Source organism: Achromobacter denitrificans NBRC 15125, assembly GCF_001571365.1.
In the GTDB taxonomy this organism is placed as follows: domain Bacteria; phylum Pseudomonadota; class Gammaproteobacteria; order Burkholderiales; family Burkholderiaceae_B; genus Achromobacter; species Achromobacter denitrificans.
Genome location: NZ_BCTQ01000081.1, coordinates 1 through 6,303 on the forward strand (window position 1 = coordinate 1; position 6,303 = coordinate 6,303).

Here is a 6,303-nt window from a genome sequence, read left to right on the forward strand (position 1 = left end):
AGGTACCAACACCTTCATCCCGCTGCCTCCAAATGGAAATAATTACCCGGCATGCGCCGGGATCGCATTGCACAATTTTTTCCTGATTCTACAGCTTCGCCAGCGCTCGTATATGCGCAACTACGCTTCGACCCAGGGCTGACAAGTTGTAACCGCCCTCCAGCGTGCTCACGATGCGGCCCTGGCAGTGGCGGTCCGCCACCTCGACGAGCCGCTCGGTGATCCAGGCGTAATCGGCTTCGACCAGGCCCATCTGGCCCATGTCGTCTTCGCGGTGGGCATCGAAACCGGCCGACACCAGGATCAGCTCGGGCCGGTGGGCCTCCAGCCTGGGCAGCCACGTATCGGTCACGATGGCCCGCACAGCGGCGCCCCCCGTATAGGCCGGGACCGGCACGTTCAGCATGTTGGCGGCCGGATCTTCGGTGCCGCTGTTGGGGAAGAGCGGGTGCTGGAAGAAGCTGCACATCAGCACGCGCTCGTCGCCGGCGAAGACGTCCTCGGTGCCGTTGCCGTGGTGCACGTCGAAATCGACGATGGCCACGCGCGACAGACCGTGGAAGTCCATCGCATGCTGCGCCGCAATAGCGACGTTGTTCAAAAAGCAGAATCCCATCGCCTGGGAGCGGCAGGCGTGATGCCCGGGCGGACGCACCGCGCAGAACGCCGTGCGGGCCTCGCCCCCCACCACCGCGTCCACCGCCGCCACGCCCGCGCCGGCCGCGTAGAGCGCGGCCTCGTAGGTGTGCGGGTTCATCAGGGTGTCGGGATCGATAGGGAAATACCCTTGCTCCGGCGTGTTTTCGCGCAAACTGTTCAGATACTGGACAGTATGTACCCGCAACAGGTCGTGACGAGATGCCTGGGGCGCCTGTCGGTCGTCCAGGTACGGCATCAATCCGCTGGCGAGCAACTGGTCGGAAATGGCGTCGAGCCTCTGCGGGCTTTCGGGATGCCAACTTCCCATTTCATGCAAGCGGCATGCCGGGTGGGTAAGATACATGGTCTCCATAAGGAAGATTATGTTCATCTGTCGGCGATTACTGCAACTCGGAACCCTTTCCGCCGTGCTGGCGGGCTGCTCCACCACCGCCCCCACCGCTTCCGGCCCGGCCTCCCAGCCTGCCACCGCAACCTCCTCCGCCCCCGCCCCCATCCGCATCGGACCCAGCGCGCCGACCCCTGGCTCCGAGATCGCCGACGACGGCCCCGCCGCGCTGGGCGCCAACGGCGCGCTGCGGCCGGAGGTGCGGTCCTTCGTGGAGAGCCTGGCCGCCGATCGCAAGCTGCCGCTGGACCCGATGGTCGCGGCGCTGGAGAGCTCGCGCTACAACGCCACCGTGGCGCGCCTGATCGCGCCCTCGCCTCCCGGCAAGAAGATCTGGCGCAGCTGGCTGACCTACCGGTCGCGCTTCGTCGAGCCCAAACGCATCGGCTGGGGCGTGGACTTCTACAACGAGAACCGCGACCTGCTCAACCAGGCCGCCCAGCGCTTCGGCGTGCCCGCCCCCATCATCGCCTCGATCATCGGCGTGGAGACGCTGTACGGGCGCAATATGGGCAACTTCCGGGTGCTGGACGCGCTGACCACCCTGGCCTTCGACTATCCGGATCCGGCCAAGCCCGAACGCGCCACGATGTTCCGCGGCCAGTTGGCGGACTTCCTCACCCTGGTCATGCAGGACAAGCTGGATCTCGAAACTCGCGGCTCCTACGCCGGCGCCATCGGCATGCCCCAGTTCATGCCTACCAGCGTCATGCACTACGCGGTGGACGGCGACGACAACGGCCATATCGACCTCAGCAACAACACCCGGGACGCGATCATGTCCGTGGGCAGTTTCCTGTCGCAACACGGCTGGCAACGCGGCCTGCCGGTGTTCGCGCCGGTGGCGCTGCCCGCCGATCCCGCCCCGCTGGTCGACGGCGGCCTGGAACCCAAGCAGAGCTGGGGCACGCTTTCGGCCGCCGGCGCCCGCCTGCAGCCGGGCGCTTCCTCCGAAGGCTGGACCAGCCAGCCGCTGGGCGTCGTCGACCTGGTGGAAGAAGCCCGCGGCACCGCGCAATACCGCGTCGGCACGCCCAACTTCTTCGCCTTGACCAAGTACAACCGCAGCTACTTCTACGCCACGTCGGTCGCCGACCTGGCCGGCGAGATCGAGGCGCGGGTGAGCCGCTGAAAGACGGCCCGGCCGCGGCGGCGAGCGCCGCGGCCTCCGGTATTACACCGTTGCGACCGGCGTCGCGGGCGAGCCCACGGCTCCGGGCAGATTCAGCGGCGGCGCGGTCAGCAGGAAGCGGCTGCGGCCATTGGCCGTCAGCCAGCGCGCCAGCGCGCCCAGGTACCACATCTCGCCTATCGGCATGCCGAGCTTGAAGATGCAATGGTGGTGCAGCGGCAGCGCCGCGCAGCAGGCATTGGGCTTCTGCGTGGGATAGATTTCCAGGGCATGGTTGTCCGAGGCCATCGCCGCCACCTTCGAGTCCGTGATCCACTGCAGCAGCTTCTCGTCGCTGCCGTCCAGGCCCGCGCAGATCTCGTGCAGCGTATGCGGGTCGGGTTCGCGGTTCTTTTCCAGCAGGGCGTCACCGAATTCCGTGTGGAACAGCACGATATCGCCACGCTCGATCTCGATCCGGTCCGCGTCCAGGATCCGCATCAGGTCGTCATAGCCCACGGATTTCTGCTCGCGGCCGTAGTGGCGCGCCAGGTCGACCATCACGCCGCGGCTCTGGAGGCACGACTCGGCGAGCTGGGTGATGTCCAGCTTCTTGGCGTTGGATGCCGGCCCCTGGCCCAGGTCGGTCTTGGCGAAGCCATTGCCCACGTCGTAATCCACCGGCCCCACCACATGCTCATTGGGCCGGTAGCCGTTGTAGTAGACGCGCTCGGGCAGGCCGTCGCCATTGGCGTCGAACAGGGCGCCCACGTGCGCCAGCGAATCCCACTGCGTCGAATACTGCAGGCTCATCTCGACGATATCGTCGCTGAGCACGTCGACACAGCCCGGGCGCAGGCGCCCGAGCGGGAAATTCAGATATTGGTCGCCGTCCCTCTCGGTGGGGCGCAGCTTGGGCGGATGGCGACGGACGTTGACCCCGTTGCCGCCCGGGTAATCCAGCGGCAGCGACAGGCAGAAACTCAGCCCTTCGCGGACTTCGCGCATGCCGCTCAGCACGTTCGCGGGAGTGATGTAATTCAGGCAACCTCGTTGGTCGTCAGGCCCGAAATCTCCCCAATTCGACCCCTCGGGACGGTTCTTCCACCTCATGCGTCGCGCCTCCTTGGCGATTGATTGCAATTTGACATAAATTTATCACGTATAGGATACTACCATCATGGATGTGAAAACTGCTGGCCGTGTGCTGGATGTCCTCAACCTCTTCGCGGAAGAGCAGAAGCCCTTGCTGTACAGCGAAATCGCTGCGCAGATGGGGATTCCGCTCTCCAGTTGCCATGGCCTGCTGAAGACCATGGTGGCGCGCGGCTACCTGTATGAAATCGGCAAAAAGCACGGCTACTACCCGACGCAGAAGCTGATCCACGTGGCAACCCTGATCTGCCATAGCGATCCGCTGAACGCGGTGATCGAGCCGGTGCTGGCCCGGGTGCGCGACATCACGGGAGAAACGGCGCTGTTGGCCAAGCTGGCCGACGACAAGGTCGTGTACCTGATCGTGGCCGAATCCAAGCAGACGATCCGCTTCTCCCATCAGCCCGGCGGTTTCAAGGCCGTGCACGCCACCAGTTCGGGCAAAGCCCTGCTGTCGGTGCTGTCCAACGAAGAGCGGCAGAAATGGTTCAAGGCCTATAGCGGCTTTGCCGCCTACACCGATAGCACGCTCACCAGCCGGGAGGACTTCGACCGCGACCTGGAAGCGGGCATTGCCCGCGGCTGGCAGCGCTCGGTGGGCGAGAACGTCGAGGACGTCATGTCCATTTCGCTCGGGTTCCGGGCATACGAACAACCGTTTGCAATTGTGGTGGCCGGCCCGCTGGGCAGGATGCAAAAGAACGAAGCCACCACGGGGAAACAGCTCACCGAGGTGAAGACGCTGCTGTACGCAGCCCTGCCCTCGGCCAATCTCACTTTTGTAGGAGAAGACAGTAGATGAACAAACGCACTTTCCTCGCCGCGGCATGCTCGGCGGTCGCCGTGGCAGCCCTGCCGGCAGCCAACGCCTACGCGCAGGCAACTTATCCGGACAAGCCGATCCGCGTGATCATGCCGTGGGCGGCAGGCGGTCCGACCGACGTCGTCGGCCGAGTGATCGCAGTCCAGATGGGGGAAATCCTTGGCCAGCCGCTGGTCATCGAAACCCGCGCCGGAGCCAGCGGCACCATCGGCACGGCCCAGGTGGCGAAGGCCCCCGCCGACGGCTACACGTTGCTGATGAACCCGTCCGTTCAGGGCATCTACCCGGCCCAATTCAAGAATCTCAGCTTTGACCCGATCAAGGACTTCAAGATGGTGGGCGTGCTGGGCACGGTGCCGATGGTGGCCGTCGTCCCGCCCGATTCCAAGTTCGAGAGCTTCGGGGATTTGATCAAGCAGGCACAGGCCCAGCCCGGCTCGCTGAGCTTCGCCTCTCCCGGCGTTGCCACCCTGCCCCACCTGGCGGGCGAACTGATCAACACCTCCACCAAGGCCAAGATCACCCACGTCGGCTATCGCGGCAGCAGCCCGGCGCTGACCGACGTCGCGGGCGGCCACGTGGATCTGATGTACGCCCCGCTGGCGCCGGCCCTGCCGCTCATCCAGAGCGGCAAGGTGCGCCCGATCGCCGTCACGACCAAGACGCGCCTGGCCGAACTGCCCAACGTGCCGACCATCGCGGAAACCGTGCTGCCCGGGTTCGACATCGTCACCTGGTACGGCATGTGGGCGCCGAAAGACACCCCGGAACCGGTCATCGCCAAGCTCAACAAGGTCATGATCGAAGCCTCGCAGTCGCCCAAGGTGGTCGAAGCCCTGAAGTCGCAAGGCACGCTGCCCAGCGCCATGAGCTACCAGGAAGCCGAAGCCTTCAACCTTGAGGAAAGCAAGCGCTGGATCAAGGTGATGCAGGACGCCGGCATCCAGCCCGAGTAATTTCGGGACAGATCCCAGGCGCAAGCCCGGCGCTCGCGCCCTTCAAATGAAAACCGCCATGCCGGGTTAGACCCGGCATGGCGGTTTTTTGTCGCCGGCAAGCAAACGAAGCTTGCGCGGCGTGGAGCGTATTTCTACGCCCCGACGCTCAGTTGAAGACGCCGGTGGACAGGTAGCGGTCCCCGCGGTCGCACACGATGAATACGATGGTGGCGTCGTTCACGCGCTCGGCCACTCGCAGGGCGGCGACCAGGGCGCCTGCGGAGGAGATCCCGCCGAAGATGCCCTCTTCCGCGGCCAGCCGGCGTGCCATGACCTCGGCTTCCGATTGTTCGATGGATTCGTAGGCATCGACGCGGCTGCGGTCAAAGATCTTGGGCAGGTAGGCTTCGGGCCACTTGCGGATGCCGGGGATGGACGAGCCCTCGGCGGGTTGCGCGCCCACCACCTGCACCGCGGGATTGCGCGATTTCAGATAAGTCGACACGCCCATGATGGTGCCCGTGGTGCCCATGGCGCTCACGAAGTGGGTCACGCGGCCTTCGGTCTGGTTCCAGATCTCGGGCCCGGTCGTTTCGACGTGGGCGCGGGGGTTGTCGGGATTGGCGAACTGGTCCAGGACCAGGCCCCTGCCGTCGGCCTGCATTTCGGTGGCCAGGTCGCGGGCGTATTCCATGCCGCCCTTGTCGGCCGGCGTCAGGATCAGCTCGGCGCCGTAGGCCGCCATCGCCGCCCGGCGCTCCACCGACAGGTTATCCGGCATGATGAGGATCATGCGGTAGCCGCGCATGGCCGCCGCCATCGCCAAGGCGATGCCGGTATTGCCGCTGGTGGCTTCGATGAGGGTGTCGCCCGGCTTGATGTCGCCGCGTTCTTCCGCGTGCTTGATCATGGACAGCGCCGGGCGGTCCTTCACGGAGCCGGCCGGGTTGTTGCCTTCCAGCTTGGCGAGGATGACGTTGCCCCGGGCGGCGCCAGCGGCCCCGGGGATGCGCTGCAGGCGCACCAGCGGCGTGTTGCCGACGGTTTGCTCGATGGTGGGATAGGTAGTAGTCATGCCGACGATGATAACCCCGCCCGGCGGCGGGCGCCGCCAAAAGCCGCGCTCCCGCCAGGGCTACCCGCGCCCGCCCCGCGGCTCAGGGCCTGCCGCGCGCCGGCGCCGGCGCGGGCTGGGCGGCGGCCGGCCTGGGAGCCGGCTTGGCCGCCG

At 66.0% G+C, this 6,303-nt stretch carries 6 protein-coding genes; 3 read left to right on the forward strand and 3 right to left on the reverse strand.

The annotated features are described in order from the left end of the window. Positions 1-88: 88 nt before the first annotated feature. Positions 89-1,012, reverse strand: coding sequence for a histone deacetylase family protein (locus ADE01S_RS30840; RefSeq protein WP_082775930.1), 924 nt, complete (start codon positions 1,010-1,012; stop codon positions 89-91). 10 nt (positions 1,013-1,022) lie between these two features. On the opposite strand from ADE01S_RS30840, the gene mltB reads away from it, so the two are divergent. Continuing rightward, a complete protein-coding gene (gene mltB, locus ADE01S_RS30845; protein ID WP_062685566.1) occupies positions 1,023-2,180 on the forward strand; it encodes a lytic murein transglycosylase B in 1,158 nt (385 codons plus the stop codon). Positions 2,181-2,222: 42 nt separating this feature from the next. Here mltB and ADE01S_RS30850 read toward each other — a convergent pair whose 3' ends face one another. Then, positions 2,223-3,272: a cyclase family protein gene (locus ADE01S_RS30850; RefSeq protein ID WP_062685567.1), complete on the reverse strand. Its 1,050-nt coding sequence runs from the start codon at positions 3,270-3,272 to the stop codon at positions 2,223-2,225. A gap of 67 nt (positions 3,273-3,339) precedes the next feature. Between ADE01S_RS30850 and ADE01S_RS30855 the strand changes: the two genes are divergently transcribed. Both ADE01S_RS30855 and ADE01S_RS30860 read left to right on the forward strand, forming a co-directional pair. After that, positions 3,340-4,116: an IclR family transcriptional regulator gene (locus tag ADE01S_RS30855; protein WP_062685568.1), complete on the forward strand. Its 777-nt coding sequence runs from the start codon at positions 3,340-3,342 to the stop codon at positions 4,114-4,116. Beyond that, on the forward strand, positions 4,113-5,093 hold the full coding sequence (locus ADE01S_RS30860) for a Bug family tripartite tricarboxylate transporter substrate binding protein (RefSeq protein WP_062685569.1): 981 nt from the start codon (positions 4,113-4,115) through the stop codon (positions 5,091-5,093). Before ADE01S_RS30855 ends, ADE01S_RS30860 begins: the two co-directional genes overlap by 4 nt. Before the next feature lie 148 nt (positions 5,094-5,241). On the opposite strand, the gene cysM is transcribed toward ADE01S_RS30860, so the two are convergent. Continuing rightward, positions 5,242-6,150, reverse strand: coding sequence for a cysteine synthase CysM (cysM, locus tag ADE01S_RS30865; protein ID WP_062685570.1), 909 nt, complete (start codon positions 6,148-6,150; stop codon positions 5,242-5,244). Positions 6,151-6,303: the final 153 nt, after the last annotated feature.